This window comes from Alkaliphilus peptidifermentans DSM 18978, assembly GCF_900101495.1.
Lineage (GTDB): Bacteria > Bacillota > Clostridia > Peptostreptococcales > Natronincolaceae > Alkaliphilus_C > Alkaliphilus_C peptidifermentans.
On the sequence record NZ_FMUS01000020.1, the window covers coordinates 58,469 to 79,687 of the forward strand.

A 21,219-nucleotide genomic window follows, 5' to 3' on the forward strand; every position below is an offset into this window, starting at 1 on the left:
TTTCAGGTTGTAGACAAAGTCATCAAAATGCAGACTGATCAAAAAGCCTCAGATTCGAGGCGCAAAAAAACCTAGCGACTGCAGCGTATACGTAATACGTAAGGGTGCTGGGTTTTAGAAGCAACGAAGAAGATGGGGGTTTTTCATCAGTCTGGAAGGCACCCATTTGGGTGCCTTTTTAGGTTTAAAAACCAAAAATAGGTGATTTTATTATATGTCCAATATATGGTATATTAATATATGATAGTAGTCTATGAAAGTGGTGAGACATGCTTGCATATTTTAAAAAACAGGTTTTTTCACGTGTTTCTAATTGTAATAATATCTTTTTCTATATTTAACAATAAATTACAGGATAATCAGATGAATTTAACAATAGAAGGAAAAATACATAATTTATATTATAACTCCAAGAATATATACTTTAGTTTCAATAACCTTAGTTACAGTATTATTCCAGAAGAAGTCAATAAGTTTATTGATGTAGCTATAGGTGATATTATTCCAAATGGTAGTGATGAGATTCTTGTGCTTATTGGAGATGAGGGAGGAAATTTTGCAAATGAGTTGATAATATATGATGTGCAGGTTGATTCAGGTAAGCTTGAAATTAATGAGGTTTATCGAAATAACCTAAGTGTTATAAAACCTTGGAAAATTGAAATCTGTAATTTAGATAATGATGGAGAAATGGAAATCTTTATGGCAGTTAATAAAGGAACCTACTATTACCATGACATTGGTAACAGACCCTTCTTCTTTAATTTTAGAAATAATGGTCTTGTAAAGAAATGGACTGGTTCCAGGGTTCGGGCACCCTTTACAGATGTATATTTTACAGATTTCAATGGAAATGGCAGTGATGAGTTTATTGTAATAGAAAAGGCGGAAAATGGTGGAGCTATGGTTGCTGTATATTATTGGTTTGGTTTTGGGTTTATTTTACAAGCAGAAAGTCAAATATATGATAATATAACCTCTATATCATCTGTTAAGTTAGATAATGAAAATCTACTTGAGATAACTATTAAGGAACATCATAGAGTAAGAAGGGTTTTATTAGAGCCATCAACAGTTGAAACTGATAATGGAATATATTTTTTAAAGGAAAGGGGACATTTAGATGTTTAAAAGAAGTCTGATGGTTTTTTTATGTTTTATGCTATTGTTAACTGGCTGCCACAATAATAATGTTCTAAAGGACCAAAATGATAATGATAGTCAGGAATTACCTACATATGATAAACTAAATTTAGTTTGGAAGGATCAATTGGATTTTTCCAATGAAATAGTAGAATATGAGGTATCTAGCTACACACCAAAGGTACCGGACTATAGAGTTGCGGAAAATCTCAGTAATATAAAAAACCTTGATCGATTTAATGGATTTTCAAATGAACAGATTGGTAAATTGGTGAATAATGGCTTTGTGGTTCTTGATCCAAACCCAGAAAGAGCATATTTATATATGAAGATGTATGATATATATGAAAATAATGAATATAAACAAATCCCCAGTTTTATTACTGTTGATGTTGCCCTGCACATGTACCATAAATTTTTTGGTCAAACCCTTAAGGGGATTGAAGAAGAAAAACTATTTGAAGCACTACAGCAATTGACAGAAAATATGCTGAATAAAACTCAAATATTATATTTAGATGAGGGGAATATGTCCATAAAAGAAGAATTGGAAAGTATACTGGTATATTTCTCAGTTGCTAACAAATTAATAAATGATACATATGGTGATATTCCCAGTGAGTTAGCAGAAATTGCACTAAAAGAGATAGAGAATATTGATAAGGCTGAGGGCTATGTTAAATCATCTCTTTTTGGATTTGATATAAACTATGAACAGTTTATCGTAAGGGGCCATTACGCAGGCAATGAAACATTGGAAAAATACTTTAAAACCATGATGTGGTATGGATTAATTGGTTATCCCTTTGAAGATGAAATAGGTAATCCAGATTTTGAATCCATTACAAAGGCTTTAATGACAACTTATATTGCATTTCTTGAGATTGAAGAAAATGATGATATAAGTCTTTGGGACAAAATCTATTCGCCAACGAATTTCTTCGTGGGCCAATCTGATGATATAACAATTTTCGATTTAAAGGGGGTCATAATAGAGGTATATGGTGAAAAGGTTCAATTAAAGGATTTTAAAGATGAATCTTATCATGAAAAACTAATTAAAGAAATTGATGAGTTACCGCAACCTGGGATTCAAAATAAATTAATTACTGGTGCAGTGGATACACCAACTGGAAAGCAATTTAGATTTATGGGACAACGCTACACCCTTGATGCTAATATAATGCAGGAGCTGATGTTTCCAATTATTAGGCCTGTTCCAACTGGATTAGATGTAGCTGGTGCCTTCGGCAATGAAAGAGCAGAAGGCCTTGCTAAGGAAGGGTATCTCCATGAGTTGCAATCAGCTAAATATGAAGAGGAACTTCAAAAGATGAAGAACAAGGTTCAAGCCCTTAGTCTTTCAGACTGGCAGTATAACTTATATAATGGCTGGTTATGGGTATTAAAGAAGGTATGGTCACCAGAAATGCAACCGGTGGGATTGCCATTTTTCATGAAAAATCAAGCATGGCAGGACAAAAATCTACAAACTGGCTTGGGAAGTTATGCTGAAATAAAGCATGATACAATACTTTATGCTAAACAGCCGGTGGCTGAAATGGGAGGTGGAGAAGAGCTTCAAGAGCACTATCCAAATTATGTAGAACCAGCTGTAGAAGTATATAATAGGCTATTATGGTTAGTACAATTTTCCCGGATTAATTTGGAGAAAAGAGAGCTATTAACGGAGAGAGGCGAAATTGCCCTTAAAGAGTTGGAAGACTTATACTTATTACTCAGAGACTGCTCAATAAAACAGCTTGAGAATATACCAATAACAGAGGAAGAAAATAATGCACTTAAATACATCGGAGGTCGTATGGAACGAATTGACAATACTCTTTCTCCTGAATATGATAGGCCAGTTTCTTCAGCTATAATTGCTGATGTTGCTGGAATAGCTGACTTCGGGTTGTTTTTAGAAATTGCAACTGGCTTGCCAAATGAAATATATGTAGCAGTTTATGATGAAGAGAGAGTTTATCTAGCAAGGGGAGTAGTATATAGCTACTATGAATTTTTAAATGATAAGCCATTAACCGATCAGCAATGGCATGAGATGCTTGGAGTTGAAAAAATTGAAGAGTACGAATGGCATTATCAACGTATAAATCCAGAAATGCTATTAAAAAATTCCCCACCTCAACCGGACTGGGTTAAAAGCTTTAAATCAACAGGAGCTAATAGAGTAGAAATATCAGATATTGAATATAATTTAGAATAAAATATATTGATCAGTTTTGAGGGGAGGATATTAATTCGCTCCCCTTCTTATTTCATTATAAAGCCTTGTTTAGCTAGGAATTCCTTCATATGAGGGCGAAGCTCGCCTTCCATTTTTGATGCCATTTGCTGAGACCAACCCTCTTTTCTTTTTCCCTTTGTTCTTCTATAATAATATTCACTAACACTTTTATCATAATCTTGTATTTTGCTTATTTCACCTTCATTTGAGTACTTATCAATCTTATAGATTACATCAATAGGTAATCGAGGTCTAATCTCTGGGTGTTGATCTGGATAGCCTATACACATTCCCAGTACAGGGTAAGCATTTGAGGGTATCTCCAATAGCTTTACAATCTTTTCTGGATTATTTCTTATGCCACCAATAAATACACCTGCAAGTCCCATAGATTCAGCAGCAATTAATGCATTTTGTGCTGCCAGGGATGCATCAATTGTGGCAATTATAAAGGTTTCAGTATATCCCTTTTTCATCGCTGTACTATTCTGTTGGCATGCTAAATCGATATGATTAAGGTCAGCACAGAAAACAAAAAATAATGGAGCTTCTTCAACATATTTTTGATCACCACATAAATGAGCTATTTCTTTTCTAGCTATAGGATTATCAATTTGTATTATAGTATAGGCCTGCATAAAGCTAGAGGTTGATGCAGATTGGGCAGCTTCTACAATTTCCTTTATTAAATCTTTCTCTATAGGTTTTTTTTGAAATCGTCGAATGGATTTATGGGATTTTAATAAGGATAATATATCATTCATACTAACTCACTCCTAAAAAATTACTACACAAAATAAATAGTACCCTAAAAAAGCCTCTTTAATCCTTTGTTTTTAGGGTATCTGTATTTTAACAGTATAGAAGTGTTAATGACATAATAAAATTGTATTGGCAGTATAATTTATCGGAGAGGAGTTTTTATATGAGCCAACTTACTAGTAAAAAATGTATTCCCTGTAGTCTGGGTACACCACCCTTAGGAAAAGAAAAAATTAATGAGTATTTTAAGGAATTGAAGGATGGTTGGGATATAACAGACAATCATCATTTGGAAAGAACCTTTAAATTTAAAAATTTTGAAGATGCATTAAAATTTACAAATGCTGTTGGAGAGCTAGCAGAAATAGAGGGTCATCACCCTGATATTTATCTTTCTTGGGGAATTGTTAAAATCATTATGTTTACTCATAAAATTAATGGATTAAGTGAAGCAGATTTTGTCTTTGCAGCTAAAATAGATGAATTGAATTAAAAAGCATGACCTTAATTGGTCATGCTTTTTTCATTTAGATATTCTTTTGTATTAGCATCTTTAGGACTTTTTATTTGAAGTATACAAATAAATGCTATGGCAAAGGATGCAGAACCAGTGAAAAACATCACTTTATATCCCAGCAGATCTACGAAAAACCCTATAATCAATGGACCAACAATAGCAGCTAAGGATGAAAAGAAGTAGTATAAGCCTGTGTAGGTTCCAATTTTGTCATCAGTGGTACTTTCTATTACCATAGGATAAGAGTTTATATTAATGGAAGCCCAGCAAAAACCGCCAATGGCAAAAAGAACCATCATAAGTATATGATAAGGTAAGGTCATAAAAGTTGTTGTTACCCGCACTAATCCTAATAGGCCAAATACTACAGTTAATCCTGTAATGCCGATAAGTATTGTTTTGCGTTTTCCTATTTTTGTAGCAACTAAACCGCTTGGAATAGCAAAAACAAGGAAAGCTCCAGCAAAGGTACTTAAGATAATTGAACCCATTTGTTCACCAATGGATAAAAAGTGAACACTATAATTGCTGAAGGTGGCTTCAATACCTTGATAACCTACAAACCAGAAAAATATGGCCATCAAAATATATAAAGTAGTTTTATCATCATTAAAAAATATATCTTTTAATGATCCTACAATACTAACCTTTTCTTCTTCTGCAGGTACTCCTATATCTGGCTCTTTAATAAAAATATAGAGGATGATTAATGCTAAAATCATAAGAATTGAAGTGCCCCAAAAAGGAGAACTTGGATTCCAGCTATAAAGTAGTGCTCCAACAGATAATACCAAAACAGATGCCAGGCCCCCCATAAAGTTAATAATACCATTTGCTTTACTTCTTAATGGTGCAGGTGTAATATCAGGCATAAGAGCTACAGTTGGTGCGCGATAAATGGACATAGATAGATTGAAAAAGAATAATATAATTATTAAACTCCAAAAACCAGTATATCGGGGTAATAGAATAAATAAAATGGCAGATAAGGGAATCCCAATAAGTAGGAAGGGCATCCTTCTTCCAAATGATGTACGGGTTCTATCACTTAGACTGGCAAAAAAGGGTATCAAAGAAATTGCCAATATATTATCGAAGGTCATGATGGCATTAATCCAAAATTGACTATCAATAAAGTTTCTAAGGAAAAGTGGTATATAGAAATTATATAGGGGCCATACAAGGCTAATACAAAAAAAACCTAAGCCAAGTATGAAGGTTTTACGATAGTTCAGTTTCATACGTTCATTCTCCTATAGACTTTTTTATTTTTAAATCTAAACCTATATCTGGATAATTTGTAATAACTCCTGTAACACCTAAATCAATAATACTTTTCAAGTGGTGGGGCGCATTAACAGTAAAAGTATTAATAAAGAGGTTATGCTCAAGACATCCCTTTACTATATCTGAATTAATACCATAAAACATCGGATGAATTCCATCTGCACCAATTTCTTTAGCGTACTTCCATGGGTTAACCAGACCAGCCATATATAATGGAGCAGTTTTAAGTTTATTATTAATTTTTTTGATATCAACTAATGAAAAATGATTAAAGGAGGAAAAAATTGTTTGATTTATATAACCATATTTCGAAATTACTTCAACTATTCTTTTTTCTATTCCATTGTAAAAGATTGGACCACTCTTAATTTCAATATTTAATAGAATATTTTTACCAATTAAAAGCTCTAAAACCTCTTCTAGAGTTGGAATTTTTTGATTTATATACTTTTCGTCAAACCAACTTCCTGCATCTAACTCCTTAAGCATTTTTAATGACAAATCTTTAATAAACCCTTCTCCATTGGTGGTGCGGTCAACTTTTTCGTCGTGGCATACAATTAGATGCTCGTCTGCACTTAAATGAATATCTAACTCTATCCCATCAGCTCCCATTTCTAATGCTTTTAAAAAAGAAGCCATTGTATTTTCAGGTGCATATCCAGATGCTCCTCGATGGGCAATAATTTTTGTTTTCATAATAATATACCTCCTTAATATAATAATTATAATTTTTTACTTAAATTCCTTCTTTTATTATGATAAATAATACATATTTAATATATAACCAATATATTATTTTCTTTATAATTTGAAACAATATGCTAGAATTAAAGAAAATGGGTATTTTAATAGAAAGTGGAAATAGTTGTACTATGTGTAGGTGATGCTATGAAGGAAGCACAATTCTATAGGAGGCAGGAAGGTAACCTGCGATGCAGCTTATGTCCACATCATTGCTGTATAAAGGATGGACATGCTGGACTTTGTGGAGGGAGAAAAGCTATAGGTGAAAGACTATACTCGATTAATTACGGGAAAATTTCAGGAATTCAAATTGATCCTATAGAGAAAAAGCCACTATTTCATTTTATGCCAGGTAGTCATACATTATCAATTGGTAGCTTTGGGTGTAATCTAAATTGTGAATTCTGTCAAAACCATCATATCGCAGCAGGAACACCTCAAACTATTGAAATGTCACCTGCTGATGTAGTAAAAGAAGCTATTAATTATAGTGTTCCCTCAATATCCTATACATATAATGAGCCGATTATATTTTATGAATTTGTTAGAGATACTGCCCAACTGGCAAAAAAAGTAGGGATCAAAAACATATTGATAACAAATGGCTTTATTGAGGAGCAACCATTGAAGGAATTATTACCCTATATAGACGCCATGAATATTGACTTAAAGACCTTCAATGATAAAACCTATATGAAATTTTGCGGTGGGCATATAGAGCCAGTAAAAAGAACTATTAAAATTGCTGAAAAGAGCTGTCATATTGAAATAACCACATTAGTAGTCACAAAAATGAATGATAATGTGGAGGAGATTGGTGACTTGAGCCATTGGTTGTCTGAAGTGAATCCATTAATCCCTCTACACCTTACTAGATATTTTCCTCGAAATAGGTATACAGAACCTGCAACGGAATTATGTAAATTAAAGACAATTAAGAGGGAAGCTGAGAAATTTCTCGAATATGTTTACTTAGGAAATGTTTAAAAAACTAGGAGGTGTTACCATGGGTTTTCTATCAGGTATAGTAGTTACTCCTCATCCACCCATAATTATTCCTGAAATTGGAGGAGGACAAGAAAGAGAAGCAGAAAAAACAATAGAAGGATTAAAATTAATTGCAACAGCTATAAAGGACAAACATCCAGAGGTAATTATCTGCATTACTCCCCACGGAAATGGATTTTCTGATGGTATTTGTGTTCTCCATGAAGATGAAGTACATGGAAGTTTAGGAGCATTTGGGAGACCAGATATAAAGATGAGCAAATTTATTGATTTGGATTTTATTGAAGAAATGATAGATATATTTGTGGAGGAAGATGTACCTAGTATTTTTTTAAATGAATCTTACGCAAAGGAATATAATATTAAAGTTGAGCTGGATCATGGGGTTATCGTGCCCTTATATTATATTGACAAGGAATATAAAGAATACAAAATTGTCCATATTACTGTGGGTGACCTTAAACTATTGGAACTATATAAAATAGGTAGTCTAATAAAAGATGCCATTGATAGAAGCATGAAGAAAGCATTAATTTTAATAAGTGGAGATCTATCCCATTGTCTTAGTAAGGATGGTCCATATGAATATCATCCTATGGGTAAGGTATTTGATGATAAGCTTGTAACACTTATTAAAAACATGGACATAGAAGGGATTCTAGACATTCCTGGTGATGTTTATGGTCCTGCAGGTGAATGTGGACTAAAGCCTATAGCTATGGGACTTGGAGCCACAGATGGATATGAAGTAGAGGGAAGGGTAGTTTCTTATGAAGGACCCTTTGGAGTAGGGTATATGAATGCCATCTTAGAGATAAAGGATGAAAAAAAGACAAGCCTATTGGAAAAGCTAAACATCAATAAAAATGAACTATATGAGATTAAGAAGAGATCTGAAAACATTTATGTATCTCTGGCACGGGCGGCTGTGGAGGAATGGGTTCATTCGCAGCACTATTTAGACTGGGAAACATATCAAGATTTAATTCTTCAAGGGGATATTGTAGAGGAATTAGAGCATAAAAGGGCTGGTGCTTTTGTTTCTCTTCATAATAACGGACAATTGAGGGGTTGTATTGGTACCATTGGGCCTACAAAGGATAATATTGCAGAGGAAATTATTTATAATGCCATTCAGGCTGCTTCTGAGGATACAAGATTCTATCCAATAAGAAATAGTGAACTAGAGGATTTAGAAATTAAGGTAGATGTTCTTCATGAAATAGAAGATATAAAAGGGTTAGATGAGTTGGATGTCAAAAAGTATGGTGTTATTGTTGAGGCAGATGGAAAACGAGGTCTACTTTTACCCAATTTAGAGGGAATCGATACGGTTGCAGAGCAGGTAGAAATTGCAAAACAGAAGGCAAATATTAATGAAAGTGAAAAGATTAAGCTATATCGCTTTAAAGTAACTCGTCATCAATAATATGTATTTTGTATAATTGCAGCTCTACGAGTAAATAAACACTCGACATTTTTCTAGTTAATAATACCTATACCCAAAAGATTAAGACCATATTTTATGTATACCCTATGCTTTTGCCCAAGCTAAGCAAGTGTGCATGGAATATGGTTGTTATATATTATGAAACAGCAATTTAGGGGAGATATGAGTTTATACTAAAAAATATATACTGAACTTAGCAAAAAGCCTGTTGATTATTAGAAATTATTATGATTTAATTGGTAGCATAGGAGAACTTTGAAAAACAAAATTCCTATAGATGAAGAATTATATGGTAAATATATCATGTGAATTTGAGGGGTATAGGAAATGAAAAAAAAAATAGTTATCATTTCAGGTTTCATTATAATATTCGTATCAACTGTATTGATTTATAATTTGGGGGGATTTAGAAATCAAGAATTGGTTAAGATGAATTTTATTAAAGAAAATTTGTCCGAAACTCCTTTGCCTAGTTTATTTTCTCAAAATGTTAAGGATATTCTATTGGAAAACTCCCTTGATGGAATAACTCAGGTTCTTTACACAGCAATTACAGATAATGATAATCAAGTTTATTCTTATATTAGGATAGATAACAGCTACTATGATCTGGGTCAGGTTTCATATACTGCAACATATCTAGAGGATTATTTTTTACATCCCACCGATATTGCAGGTGAGAGTACTATTTATAAGTGGTCAGAGTTGCACGGTGCTAATTATACATTATCTAAATATATAACTATTAAGAATGGCATACCTTACTTGATTAGGTCTATTGATGGCCATACTTTTGAACAGGATATTGATAACAATGGAAATATTGAAACAGTTGCTTCTCATGGCACAGCAGTAGAAACCATTATATATGAGTGGGATATAGCAAATAAAAGTATATCATTTGCCAATTTGAACCATGGGTTAAATAGTCCATCGGTTGTATTTCTAGATGAAAAAAACCTGTTTGAGGCAGCTATTCAAAATTCTAAAGGTAAATATAAAAGTGTCCTATACAAATATGATGAGGGAATGCTGTACTCCATCAAGTAGGATTTTCATACAACTACCTTACGACAAAGTGTTAAAGAAATTTCATAAAATTTATACCTAAGCTTAGATTATGTTTCACTGTTAAAGCAGAGAAAACACTTGCTTAAATAATAAAACGTAAAAGCTGAGTTGCTAAAACTCAGCTTTTACTTAATTTAATGCTTAGCCCATAAGTTCAATTTTTACAGAGTTGTTGTCAAGCGGTCTACCAATTTCCACCCATGCTCTGTAGCTTAATTCTATACCTTTTCCTGCAGGTGCTTTATCCGTAACCTTGACTATTATGCTTTTTGAAGTGTTGGATAAATTCGTAACCTTAACAAATTTATTCTTATAGGTGCTATGCCAATTGTTAGTCGAAGTCATGGCGGCAGTTAAGTCTTGGGGATGGAATACTTCAGTATCTATCCACGTATAGGTGTTGGAAATATTTTGAGCACGCCAACCAAGCTCAGAACAAGCAGATGTTTTTCCAGGCTCAGTACCTTGGCATGGAATTCCATAGACATCACATCTTGCACTATTTGAAATCACCCTTGCTACGGTTGCTTTTGTATTGCTTGGTACTTCTAATTGCCGACAGGTACTCCTTCCTAATGCATCATTAAAATTAAGTTTTATAGCTGATCGAATTAAATTAGCCGTATGTAATGCATTATACCAAGGTGCTGTAGTTGAATTGCTAATTGTTAATATGGAAGTTTGTCCAGATGCTGATGTAGAGTCTGCCCAGTTGGTAGGTTCATATAGTTTTTCTTTATAATGTCGCCAACCATTAGAACCATTGCTTGTATCATAGAGATACGTTATTTCATTTACGTTGCTTCTGACTTTAGGACAGCAGACAACATAGCTGCCGTTAGCATAGGAAGGGGTAATGAAATCTAAATCTCTGTTTGGATCAGCAAAAATACGATTTAAACGGTCTCTTATTGTATTGGCTTGTGTTGAATTGTCAGTTCCGAATACCATTTTTTCATTTACTTTGACTTCATAAATTTGAAAATTAGAATTATATGTTGCTGTTGCTGAATTTGACATGTGTACACTTCCTTTCTTTGGTTTAGATTTTTTTGAAAGCTATCACCGGTTAATTGCTTCTCACTATATATAAAAGAATTTTATGCCTAGTTTGTCAACCTCTATTTAATCCTCTATTTTTAGTTGTGTTTGACAAATATTGATTTTTGTAATATAATTATAAGTTAATATTAAGCAGTGATTGGAGTGGGGATAATATGAAGTTTAACATAAAGGATGTTGCAAAAAAAGCAGGTGTATCAATATCGACAGTATCACGAGTTATTAATGAGAGTAAGGTGGTTAGGCAAGAAACTCAAGAGAAAGTACTTAAGGCAATAGAAGAGCTAGGATATAAGCCTAATGCCATTGCCAGAAGCTTAAAAATAAAAAACACCAAGACAATTGGGATTATGATACCTGACATTTCAAATCAGTTTTATCCAGAGGTGGTTAGAGGTGTAGAGGATATTGCAAACATGTATAATTATAATATATTTTTATGTAATACTGATTTAGATGAAGAGAAGGAAATGAAATACTTTGATGTGTTGGCTGAAAAACAAGTTGATGGTGTTATTTTAATGGGTAATATTGTATCGGAGGAGCTATATACGAAAATAATGTTTTATAATATTCCCATAATACTCATTGGAACAGATTATGAAAATCTTCCATCGGTTACAATTGATAACACAAAGGCAGCAAAGTCTATTGTCAGTTATCTTATAAAAAAAGAGCATAATAGAATAGGTATGATTACTGGAAAAAACTACGACCCAGTTGTTGGAGTTGCTAGATTAAATGGATATAAAGAAGCCCTTAAAGAGAATGAAATGTTATTTGAGACTGAGCTGGTTGTTGAAGGTGGATACCGCTTTAAGAGTGGATATGAAGGGGCGAAAAAGCTTTTAAGCTTATCGGATAGACCAACAGCAATATTTGTTGCAAATGATGAAATGGCCATTGGCGCCATGCGAGCTGCTTTGGAGCTGAATGTAAAAATTCCGGATGAATTGGCTATTGTTGGTTTTGATAATATCGACATGTCAGAAAAGTTTTACCCAGCATTAACAACTGTTGCTCAGCCTATGTATGAAATGGGTGCTATTGGTATGAGGGTATTAACTAAGATACTTAATGAAGAAGCAATCGAAACTCATAAAATTGTTTTAAATTATAGTTTGCTTGAAAGGGAAAGCAGCTAAAAAAATTAGAAGATAATGGAACATTAATTATTAACTCTTCGTCTAACTTATATATAACGAAGAAAGGGTGGTAATTATGAAAAAGAAAACAATATTCATAATAGCAACAAGCTTCTTCTTGTCTATGTTTCTTATATTTAATGGATTTGCCCAAGAGGTAGAGCCTAATATAAACCAACATTGGGGGCAGCCATACTTAGAGCAGCTACAGCAGATTTCAACCATAAATATTACTACAAATGACCTTGATAAAGATATAACCATTGAAGAAATAGATATGCTTATAAAGACATTTATATCTGAAGATTATGAGCTAGAGCTAAAGGATACAACACGAGAATCTGTTGTTAACGGTTTAATTAAGCTATGGAGTGAAAAAACTAATAATCCACTTGAAGAAATTGTCCTTCCCATGGTGGTAGTATTTGAAGATGAAGAAAACATTAATACTAATTATCGATGGAATGTTTTGATTGCATACTATCAAGGATTGGTACAGGGAAGCAATGGATATTTTATGCCAGAATCCAACATTACCTATGCAGAAGCATATGCCCTCATTACAAGACTCATTGACATAATTTCAGTAGATAAAGGAAATAGTGATGATGTTGTAGCTGATGGAGTAAAAACTGATGCGTTTGAAACAAAGGGAAGCTATGAGATTAAAGATAATAGTGTTGTTTTTGATTTTGAGCTAATAAACCATCACAATAAAACTCAAAAAATGGAGTTTTCATCAGGTCAGCAATTTGAAGTGATAATAGCCAATGAAGAAGGAAAAGAGATTTATCGATACTCTGATGGAAAGTTCTTCACTATGGCACTAGTATATCTTCAGATGAAGCCAGGTGAAAGCATCAGCTGGTCAGATACATGGGATATGAAGGATAAAAATGGAGTTCTAATAGAAGAAGGTGAATTTACAGCCACCATTAGAATTTTAGCAATGAACAGAGAAGAAATTAAAATATCAAAGGAAGAGCTAGGTTCGACAATTAATTTCAGTTTAATAAAATAACAATAATTTTATGACATGCAACAAGATAAATATTCTCTTGTTGCATGTTTTTATTATGGGCCCATGCTGGGCTCATAGCTAAAAACAACGAATTTTCTCTAGATCGAGCTTTTGAAATTAATGGTTGTTAATATCCATTTATAAAAACAAAACCCCTAAAATTAAAAATATAGTTATAAAAAATAAAAACACATAATAAATAATAATAAACCTTTGACAATTTTCAGAAAATAGTATAAAATGTAATCGATTACATTATGAGGTGAAATATTATGTCATTAAGAATAAAAGATGTAGCCAGCCAAGCTGGAGTATCTGTAGCAACCGTCTCAAGGGTTTTAAATAATAGCAATTCTGTAAAACCTGAAACCTATGAAAAGGTACTACAGGTGATAAAAGAAATGCAGTATAAGCCAAATGCGATTGCTAGAAGCTTAAAGGTAAAAAATACTAAGACAATCGGCATAATGATTCCTGATATATCAAGTTATTTTTTCCCTGAAGTGGTACGAGGAATTGAAGATGTAGCTAATATGTATGATTATAATATTATCCTATGTAACACAGATTTAAACAGGGATAAAGAACAAAAATATCTACAGGTTTTAACTGAAAAGCAAGTAGATGGTATGATATTTATGAGCAATATCATTACAAAGGAATTGGGTGCTAAATTAAAGTCTTTACAAATTCCTGTAGTATTGGTTTCTACTGATTATGAAGATCTACCAGCAGTAACTATTGACAACCACGAAGCTAGTAAAAGGATGATAGAATACTTAATTGAAAAAGGGCATGATAGAATAGGTATGATTACCGGCAAGGAGGATGATCCGATAGCTGGTATATCCCGTATTGAGGGCTATAAAAAGGCACTACAGGATAGAGGTAGAGAAATTGATTGCAGTTTAATAGTAGCAGGAGATTATCGTTTCAATAGCGGTTACCAAGGTGGAAAAAAGCTTTTAACTTTATCCCAAAGACCAACGGCTATATTTGCCGCCAGTGATGAAATGGCATTTGGAGTAATAAAGGCTGCGGCAGAGCTTAAGCTTGCTATTCCGACTGAAATAGCAATAGCTGGCTTTGATGATATTGATATGTCTCAAAAAATTGTTCCCTCTTTAACAACGATTGCTCAACCTATGTATAACATGGGAGCAGTAGGTATGAGGCTATTGACTAAAATATTAAATGGGGAAGATATTGAAACGACAAAGATAGTGTTAGACTACAGTTTAGTTGAAAGAGAAACCAGCTGATGTGAAGGATTATTACATTTATAGCTGGAGAAAAGGTAATGCTTCATATTTTACTAATGATATTTTCATTAAAGAGAATGGAGATTATTTTTTTAATAATAATGTAATCGATTACATTATGAAAGGGGGAGTAACATGAGGGTTTTAAATATTATAAAAAAATATAAGCTAGAAATTATATTTATTGCACCCTTAACCTTGTACATATTCTATTTTACGCTATTACCTATTCTAGAAACTATTAGATTAAGCTTTATTGATAGAAATACATCAGAAATAACACTTGCCAACTATAGCTACCTATTAGGAAAAAGTCACTTCCGACAGGCATTTTTTAATACCATTGGGATTACATTACTAGGGTTATCTATGCAAATGACTGTTGGCTTAATATTGGCATTGATTTTGAAGAAGAACTTTAAGGGTAAAGGGATTTTTAGATCCATTATATTAACACCAATGGGAGTACCAACATTGGTATCAGGTGTAGCACTCCTATATATATTTGATACCCATGGATTCTTCAATGAACTTATTTATCGTATTGTTGAGGGTTTAAAGTATATTGGGATAATGAGTGAAGCATATCGATTTATACCAATTGATTGGGGTGGCGGTGGATTTAGAACTTTATTTATTATTGCCTTTGGAGACATGTGGAAGGTAACACCTATTGTAACTTTATTACTTTTAGCAGGATTAGAGGCAATTCCCCGTGATGTATATGAGGCTACGGAAATTGATGGGGCTACAACGTGGCAGACCTTTAGATATGTAACAATACCCCTGCTAAAGCCTGCCTTTACAATGGCAGTTATATTAAGGGCTGTGGATGCATTTCGAATATTTGAACTCCCAATGATTTTAGCAGGAAGAGGTACACCAGTATTGGCAACCTATGCCTTTGAAGAATTTAGAGTTTATAATAATCCTAATGTTTCAGGAGCAGCCTCTACTATATTATTGATATTAATCATAATATTTGTATTTTTATATCTGAAATATGTTGATAAAGGGGAGGGATTAACCTAATGGAAAAATTACAAGCAGAAAGTATCTCTGATAATATGAAACTAGAAAAAGAGAACACTGATTTTTTGGATAGGTTAATCAAAGTGGGATTTATTCCATTACTTATTTTTTTCATATTTATAATGCTGATACCAATTTATATTCTGGTTAAAATATCTTTTAGTCAACCAGTAGACGTTCTTACACAGCATCCAACATTTTTAATTCACAACTTCACCACCAACCATTGGAACAGAGTGCTTCAATCGGGTAACTTGCTACCAGCCTTCTCTAGAAGCTTTAGTGTAGCCACCTTTACCACAATTCTTGCAGTGATCATCGCAACGCCTGCCTCTTATGTTATTTCTAGGCTGCCTAAAAAAGCAAAATATATTATTGTTTTAGGATTGTTCTTTACACGAATGTTTCCAAATGTGGGAATAGCATTACCTATAGCTGTAAAGTTTATTAGGTGGAATTTGCTTGATACTAATGTTGGGTTAATACTTGCTCATTTAATTGAACAACTGCCTTTTATTACATGGATACTGGTGGGAACCTTTGAAGTGATACCAGTAGATTTAGAAAAAAGTGCAATGATAGATGGAGCTTCAAGGGTTAGAGCTCTTTGGAGTGTTGTATTACCCAATGCAGCACCAGGCTTAGCTGTAGCTTCAATGTTTGTTTGGTTGAACTCATGGAATGAATTTACCTATGCATTATATCTGTCATTAGCTAGAAATACGTTACCACTACAGGTTTATTACTATGTAAACCGTGGAGGATACTTCCAAATGGCGACATATGCTACGATTCTCATGATTCCTGTTTTAATTGTTACCTATGCTCTACAGAGGTATATTAGATCTGACTATCTTGGCGGAGCAATTAAGGGATAAATTAAATCATTATATTTTTAAAAAGGGGGAAGATGAAAAATGAAAAAGGCTTCAAAATTATTAGCAATTGCAATAATGTTAGTTATGGTACTTTCTTTAGTAGCTGGATGCGGTGGTAATACATCTGAAGAAAGCATAGGAGAACAAGCAGAGACACAAGTATTAAATGTAAGCATGGCTTTAGGTGAGTCAGAATGGGAAGTGATGCGAAGCTACGTTTTTCCAAAATTTGAAGCAGAGAATAATGTAAAGATACAAGCTATTCAAACGGAACCAGCAGACTTAATTACAAGATTAGAAGCAATGCATCAAGCAGGAAAAATGGAAATTGATATTATAACTCAAGACAATATGCAGTTGGCTCAGTTAGTTGAAAAAGGCTTGGTGGAAGATTTATCAGAGTTTAAAAGTAAAATCCCTGGTAGTATTTTACCATCATTAGTACCAGTTGGAGAATTCAACGGTAAACTGTTTTTTATGCCCTATAGACCAAATGTAGAAATTAACTTCTATAATGAAAACAAATTCAATGAATATGACTTAAAGCCTCCTTCAAATTGGGATGAATTAATGAATGTTGCTAAAACCTTCTACGAAGAAGAGGGAATAGGGAGGGTTGCAATTAAAGGTACATTAGATGGCTGCACAACTGTTCAACTATTTGAATTTATTCGTCAAGCCGGAGGTGATCCATTGGTATTAAATGATGATGGGTCAATAAAAGCCTATACCTTCCTTCAAGAAATATGGCCTTACTTATCAGCGGATGCAGCAAGAGCAAATTGGAATACCATGAATAGATATTTGGCAACAGAATCGGTTTATATTGGAGCAAACTGGCCCTTTGGAGTAAATGTAATTGTTGAAGAAGGTGGAAAAAAAGAAATTAAAGCATATGGCGGTTTTTCAGGCCCTGTAAAGGAATCAAAGGTATTAGGTGGAGAGGTAATAGGTATCCCGGTTGGTTCCCCTAATAAGGATTTAGCCGTAAAGTTTATGGAATACTTAATGAGCAAAGAAACACAAGAAATATTAGTTACAAAGCTTGGTTGGCCAGCAAGTAGAGGTGATGCATACGGTGAAGTAGAAGACTGGCAAAAACCTTACTTTGCCGCTGTAAATGATGCATTAAGCGTAGCAGAGGCTAGGCCAAACGTTGTATATTGGGATACTGTTGATAAAGCATTAAATGATGCATTAAGAGAAATTGCTATGGAAGGAAAAGATGTTAAAGCAACTCTTGATAAATATGCTAAAGTGATTCAAGAAGCAAAGAAATAGTCAATGGAAAGTAAATATAGGGTTGGGGTATATCTTCTGATATACCCCGCTACTTTACATTAAGAGGGGGCATAAATTTGGAAAAAAATCAAATAAAAGCAGTAATATTTGACTTGGATGGTGTTCTAACAGATACTGCCATTTATCACTACATGGGATGGAAGATGCTGGCAGATAAATTAAATATCCCCTTCGATGAAGCCTTAAATGAAGAACTAAAGGGTATCGATAGAATGACTTCATTAAATAAAATTTTAGCTAGAGGTAATATTGACTTATCTGAAGACGATAAAAATTTACTTTGTGATGAGAAGAATGCTTACTATGTGGAGCTAATAAAAAAAATTACAGAGGATGACCTTTTGCCTGGTGCGAAAAGAGCTTTAATTGAATTGAAAAATAAGGGTTATAAAATAGGCTTAGCCTCTGTTAGTAAAAATGCATTTTCTGTAGTGGAAAGCTTAAATATAGCAAATTTTTTTGATTATATTGTTGATGCCAGAACTATTAATAGAGGAAAGCCAAATCCTGAGATATTTATTGCTTGTGCAGAGGCCATAGGAGTAAAATGCCATGAGTGCATTGGAGTAGAGGATGCAGTAGCTGGAATAGAAGCAATTAAAAGAGCTAACATGTTTGCTATTGGGATCGGAAGGAGAGATATATTAATTAAAGCAGATATTGTTTTAGAAAGTCTAAAGGACTTCGACATTGATAAACTTACCTAATGCAGGCTAGCTCAATTTGTTTAAGTTGAAAATATTTGATGAATAATTCATTAATTAACATATAGCACATATATAGGAGGGTCTAAGGATGAGATCATTTCATAAAAATAAAAAGGCAATATATTCCTATGATGAATGGAACATTATAGAAGATGAGTTTAAAATAGAAAATAATTATAGAAATGAAACCATTTTTTCGTTAGGGAATGGTTATATTGGCTTTAGAGGTAATATTGAAGAAGGGTTTGCAAAAAAAACTGAGGGGTGTAAAGGTTCTTATATAAATGGATTCTACGAGTCAGAAAAAATAATTTACGGAGAATATCAATACGCCTTTCCACTTTGGGGACAGACAATGTTAAATATAATGGATACCCAGTCCTTAGAAATATATGTTGATGGTGAAAAATTCACTATGGATAATGGTGTGGTTCTTGATTATTGTCGAACACTTCATATGAAGGAGGGGAAGCTAACAAGATATTTAATTTGGAAAAGCCCAAAGGGTAGAAATATAGAAATATATATGGAAAAATTTATATCTTTACATAATAGCCATTTATCAGGCTTCAGATTAAAGCTAACACCTTTAAATTTTACTGGTAAAGTCAAAATAGTATCATCAATTAATGGAAATGTAACCAATAAAAATTTAAGAGATAAAGCACTAATTACATTAGATAAAGGCGTTGATAAAAATATCTTGTATATGATGCAACAAACAAAAACAACAAAGTTTCAAATCGCCTGTGGAATATTACACGAAATTTTTATTAACAACAAATCTGCCGACCTACAGGCTAGCTATAGTATAGAAGAGGAATCAGTAACTGCATCATGGGAAATAGATGCAGAGGAAAATAGTACAATATTAGTGGATAAATTCATCTGCTATGATACAAATAGAAAGCATGAGAAAAAGGATAACATACTTAAAAATGTTAAATCAGACCTTTATGAAGCCTGTAAAAAAGGATATAATAAGCTATTAAATCAACATGAAAGGTATATGAAAAATTTTTGGGACAACACAGACATAATTATAAATGGCGATGAAGCCCTACAGCAGGGTATTCGATTTAATATGCTTCAGCTTTTGCAATCAACAGGGAGAGATGGATATACAAATATCGCTGCAAAGGGCTTAACAGGTGAAGGCTATGAAGGACACTATTTTTGGGATACAGAAACATATATATTACCCTTCTTCCTGTATAATAACCCAGATATTGCAAAAGCGCTAGTTATGTATAGATATTATACACTAGATTCAGCAAGGCAGCGGGCGAAAGAGCTTGACCATCCTGGGGCCCTATATCCCTGGCGTACTATTGGTGGAGAAGAAACCTCAGCTTATTTTGAAGCTTCTACTGCACAATATCATATAAATGCTGACGTAGTATATGCAATAAAAAAATATTATGAAGCAACAGATGATAAAGAGCTTCTTCTTAATTATGGAGTAGAAATTGTTTGGGAAACAGCTAGACTATGGGCTGATAGAGGGGGCTTTATACCTCTTCGGGGTAATAAGTTTTGCATCCACGAGGTAACGGGACCAGATGAATATAAGGCAGGAGTAGACAATAACTGCTATACTAATTATATGGCACAAATGCATTTGTACTATGCAGTAGAGCTCGATGATTTTATGAAGAAAGAAGATTTAGAAAAGTATGAGTCATTAAGAAAGAGATTAGAGCTAAAGGATGAAGAAGTTCAGTTGTGGAGACGGGCTGCTGAAAATATGTACCTACCATATAATGAAGAGCTGGGAATTAATCCACAGGATGATACCTTCATTTATAAAGAACCCTATGATATTGAAAGTATACCTGTAGAGAGGCTGCCATTGGTTTTTAACTGGCATCCATTAAATATATGGAGATATCAAGTCTGCAAACAAGCGGATGTTCTGTTATTAATGCTTCTACAAAGTGAAAAATTCTCCATAGAGTTAAAAAAAGCAAACTTTGATTACTATGAGCCCAAGACTACCCATGATTCATCTTTATCGGCATGCGTTTTCAGTGTTATTGCCTCAGAAATTGGTTATAAAGAATTTGCCTACAACTATTTTATGCAAACTGCTAGAATGGACTTAGATGATTACAATAACAACGTTAATAAGGGTGTTCATACAGCATCAATGGCAGGTGCTTGGATGTGCATAGTAAACGGTTTCTCAGGACTAAGGATATACGATAATAAACTTCATTTTAAACCCTACCTTCCAGATAAATGGAAAAGCTATGAGTTCAAAATTACTTTTAAAAATAGTAAGCTAAGAATTCAAATTAGTAAAGACAAGGTAGTATATCGGTTAATGAAAGGAAAGGATATATCCTTTTATCACTTTGATAAGGAAGTAGTCATCCTAGGGGAAAATAATCAACAAAGCTTTTTTGAATAGTCTTAGGCTATGGTAAATCCATAGCCTGAGGTTGTTGAAAAAGTCAACAATATCCAGACTGTTCAAAATTCTTCAGATTCAAGGCGCAAGAAAACCCAGCGACTGCAGCGTATACGTAATACGTAAGGGTGCTGGGTTTTTGCAGTAACGAAGAAGATGGAGGA

General features: G+C 33.5%; 18 protein-coding genes. 14 read left to right on the forward strand and 4 right to left on the reverse strand.

Annotation, left to right across the window (positions count from 1 at the left end; all coding sequences use genetic code 11):
- The first annotated feature begins 363 nt into the window (after positions 1-363).
- Positions 364-1,131, forward strand: coding sequence for a hypothetical protein (locus tag BLP68_RS14140; RefSeq protein WP_091545118.1), 768 nt, complete (start codon positions 364-366; stop codon positions 1,129-1,131).
- Positions 1,124-3,370, forward strand: a complete 2,247-nt coding sequence (locus BLP68_RS14145; RefSeq protein WP_091545119.1) for a DUF3160 domain-containing protein — start codon at positions 1,124-1,126, stop codon at positions 3,368-3,370. The genes BLP68_RS14140 and BLP68_RS14145 overlap by 8 nt, the downstream gene beginning before the upstream one ends.
- A 47-nt stretch (positions 3,371-3,417) precedes the next feature.
- On the opposite strand, the gene nfsA is transcribed toward BLP68_RS14145, so the two are convergent.
- On the reverse strand, positions 3,418-4,155 hold the full coding sequence (nfsA, locus tag BLP68_RS14150) for an oxygen-insensitive NADPH nitroreductase (RefSeq protein ID WP_091545121.1): 738 nt from the start codon (positions 4,153-4,155) through the stop codon (positions 3,418-3,420).
- A gap of 161 nt (positions 4,156-4,316) precedes the next feature.
- Here nfsA and BLP68_RS14155 point away from each other — a divergent pair, with 161 nt between their 5' ends.
- Positions 4,317-4,646: a 4a-hydroxytetrahydrobiopterin dehydratase gene (locus BLP68_RS14155; protein ID WP_091545123.1), complete on the forward strand. Its 330-nt coding sequence runs from the start codon at positions 4,317-4,319 to the stop codon at positions 4,644-4,646.
- A gap of 11 nt (positions 4,647-4,657) precedes the next feature.
- Here BLP68_RS14155 and BLP68_RS14160 read toward each other — a convergent pair whose 3' ends face one another.
- Positions 4,658-5,911 carry an MFS transporter gene (locus BLP68_RS14160; protein ID WP_091545124.1) on the reverse strand — a complete coding sequence of 418 codons (1,254 nt, stop codon included), beginning with the start codon at positions 5,909-5,911 and terminating at the stop codon, positions 4,658-4,660.
- 4 nt (positions 5,912-5,915) lie between these two features.
- Positions 5,916-6,656, reverse strand: coding sequence for a glycerophosphodiester phosphodiesterase (locus BLP68_RS14165; protein ID WP_091545126.1), 741 nt, complete (start codon positions 6,654-6,656; stop codon positions 5,916-5,918).
- Between the two features lie 192 nt (positions 6,657-6,848).
- Here BLP68_RS14165 and amrS point away from each other — a divergent pair, with 192 nt between their 5' ends.
- The 3 genes from amrS to BLP68_RS14180 all read left to right on the forward strand — a co-directional run bounded on the left by amrS (position 6,849) and on the right by BLP68_RS14180 (position 10,212).
- Entirely contained in the window at positions 6,849-7,691 is an 843-nt protein-coding gene (amrS, locus tag BLP68_RS14170; RefSeq protein WP_091545128.1) for an AmmeMemoRadiSam system radical SAM enzyme, read from the forward strand.
- Between the two features lie 19 nt (positions 7,692-7,710).
- Entirely contained in the window at positions 7,711-9,141 is a 1,431-nt protein-coding gene (gene amrA, locus BLP68_RS14175) for an AmmeMemoRadiSam system protein A (protein WP_091545130.1), read from the forward strand.
- Positions 9,142-9,489: 348 nt separating this feature from the next.
- Positions 9,490-10,212, forward strand: coding sequence for a hypothetical protein (locus BLP68_RS14180; RefSeq protein ID WP_091545132.1), 723 nt, complete (start codon positions 9,490-9,492; stop codon positions 10,210-10,212).
- A 162-nt stretch (positions 10,213-10,374) separates the two neighbouring features.
- On the opposite strand, the gene BLP68_RS14185 is transcribed toward BLP68_RS14180, so the two are convergent.
- Entirely contained in the window at positions 10,375-11,253 is an 879-nt protein-coding gene (locus BLP68_RS14185) for an RlpA-like double-psi beta-barrel domain-containing protein (protein ID WP_091545134.1), read from the reverse strand.
- 197 nt (positions 11,254-11,450) lie between these two features.
- On the opposite strand from BLP68_RS14185, the gene BLP68_RS14190 reads away from it, so the two are divergent.
- The 8 genes from BLP68_RS14190 to BLP68_RS14225 all read left to right on the forward strand — a co-directional run bounded on the left by BLP68_RS14190 (position 11,451) and on the right by BLP68_RS14225 (position 21,055).
- Complete coding sequence (locus BLP68_RS14190; protein ID WP_091545136.1) at positions 11,451-12,440, forward strand: LacI family DNA-binding transcriptional regulator; 990 nt, start codon at positions 11,451-11,453, stop codon at positions 12,438-12,440.
- A 76-nt stretch (positions 12,441-12,516) separates the two neighbouring features.
- The gene (locus tag BLP68_RS14195; RefSeq protein ID WP_091545138.1) at positions 12,517-13,461 is read left to right on the forward strand and encodes a BsuPI-related putative proteinase inhibitor; all 945 of its coding nucleotides are present in this window, start codon (positions 12,517-12,519) and stop codon (positions 13,459-13,461) included.
- Between the two features lie 272 nt (positions 13,462-13,733).
- On the forward strand, positions 13,734-14,723 hold the full coding sequence (locus BLP68_RS14200; RefSeq protein WP_091545140.1) for a LacI family DNA-binding transcriptional regulator: 990 nt from the start codon (positions 13,734-13,736) through the stop codon (positions 14,721-14,723).
- 135 nt (positions 14,724-14,858) lie between these two features.
- Positions 14,859-15,755, forward strand: coding sequence for a carbohydrate ABC transporter permease (locus BLP68_RS14205; protein WP_091545141.1), 897 nt, complete (start codon positions 14,859-14,861; stop codon positions 15,753-15,755).
- On the forward strand, positions 15,755-16,633 hold the full coding sequence (locus BLP68_RS14210) for a carbohydrate ABC transporter permease (protein ID WP_242876998.1): 879 nt from the start codon (positions 15,755-15,757) through the stop codon (positions 16,631-16,633). Before BLP68_RS14205 ends, BLP68_RS14210 begins: the two co-directional genes overlap by 1 nt.
- A 39-nt stretch (positions 16,634-16,672) precedes the next feature.
- Positions 16,673-17,914 (forward strand): sugar ABC transporter substrate-binding protein, encoded by a 1,242-nt coding sequence (locus BLP68_RS14215; protein ID WP_091545143.1) that lies wholly within the window; start codon positions 16,673-16,675, stop codon positions 17,912-17,914.
- Positions 17,915-17,991: 77 nt separating this feature from the next.
- Positions 17,992-18,642 carry a beta-phosphoglucomutase gene (gene pgmB, locus BLP68_RS14220; RefSeq protein ID WP_091545144.1) on the forward strand — a complete coding sequence of 217 codons (651 nt, stop codon included), beginning with the start codon at positions 17,992-17,994 and terminating at the stop codon, positions 18,640-18,642.
- Between the two features lie 88 nt (positions 18,643-18,730).
- Positions 18,731-21,055 (forward strand): glycoside hydrolase family 65 protein, encoded by a 2,325-nt coding sequence (locus BLP68_RS14225; RefSeq protein WP_091545146.1) that lies wholly within the window; start codon positions 18,731-18,733, stop codon positions 21,053-21,055.
- Positions 21,056-21,219: the final 164 nt, after the last annotated feature.